A 1,152-nucleotide genomic window follows, 5' to 3' on the forward strand; every position below is an offset into this window, starting at 1 on the left:
CTCCAGGAGATCGTCGACTCCGGGCTCACCGGCATCCAGTTGCGCGTCAACGACCACCGCGGCGAATGGGTCGGCAGCGCCGGGACCAGTGTGCTGGGGGAGCCCACCCCGCCGCCCACCGACGGGTACATCCGGATCGGGAGCAACACCAAGACCTTCGTCGCGGCGACGGTGCTGCAGATGGTCGCCGAGGGCACGGTCGCGCTCGACGCGCCCGCAGCCGGCTACCTCCCCGGGCTCGCGATCGACCCGCGCATCACGGTGCGGATGCTGTTGCAGCACACCAGCGGCGTCTTCAACTTCACCGGCGAGATCCACGCCGCGGACGCGGACGTCGAGGGGATCCCCTGGAACGGCGCGATCCTCGTGCCGGGAATCCCCTGGCAGGGCAAGCAGTGGGTCGACGCCCGGTGCACGCACCACGCGCCCGAGGACCTGGCACGCCTGGCGCTGTCCAAGCCGGCCCGGTTCGAGCCCGGCGCGGACTGGAGCTACTCCAACACCAACTACGTGCTGGCACGGCTGATCATCGAGGCGGTGAGCGGACGCACGCTCGCCGAGGAGATGCACCGGCTGGTCCTGTCCCCGCTCGGGCTCACCCAGACCCAGGTGCCGGAAGACACCTCGATCCCCGAACCGCACGCCCACGCCTACTACCGGTACGACGACGACGGCCAGGAAGCGACGGTCGACGTGACCGTCCAGGACCCCTCCTGGATCTCCAGCGGCGGCGACATGATCTCCACCACCCGGGACCTCCACCTCTTCATCTCCGGCCTGACGAGCGGTCGGCTCCTGCCGGCGCCCCTGCTCGCGCAGATGCTGACACCGCACCAGCCCACCGGGTACGGGCTCGGAGTGTTCGTCGAGGACACCGCCCACGGCACCCTCGTCAAGCACAACGGCGGCATGGCCGGCCACGCCGCGCTCATGTACAGCTCGTACGACGGCGGTACGACCCTCACCGCCGGACTGAACTACGTGGACGACACCGCACTCTCCCTGAGCGCAGCGTTCCAGGCCGCCACGCAGCGACTGGTCGACGAGGTGTTCGGCGACCTTCCCGCCGCACCGGCCTGAGAGGCGAGCACGCCCCGGGGCGCGGGGCGGCGCCGTACGCGGGCGTCCTGCCGTCGAGCCTGCGAGGCGGCT

The 1,152-nt window shown here is 71.0% G+C and carries 1 protein-coding gene; it reads left to right on the forward strand.

Annotated features, from left to right (window positions below; all coding sequences use genetic code 11):
- The coding region (locus OO48_RS33900; protein WP_033223483.1) for a serine hydrolase domain-containing protein at positions 1-1,080 on the forward strand (1,080 nt) is incomplete at its 5' end.
- Between the last annotated feature and the right edge of the window lie 72 nt (positions 1,081-1,152).

Origin of the sequence: Kitasatospora phosalacinea (genome assembly GCF_000716545.1) — a bacterium.
GTDB lineage: Bacteria > Actinomycetota > Actinomycetes > Streptomycetales > Streptomycetaceae > Kitasatospora > Kitasatospora phosalacinea.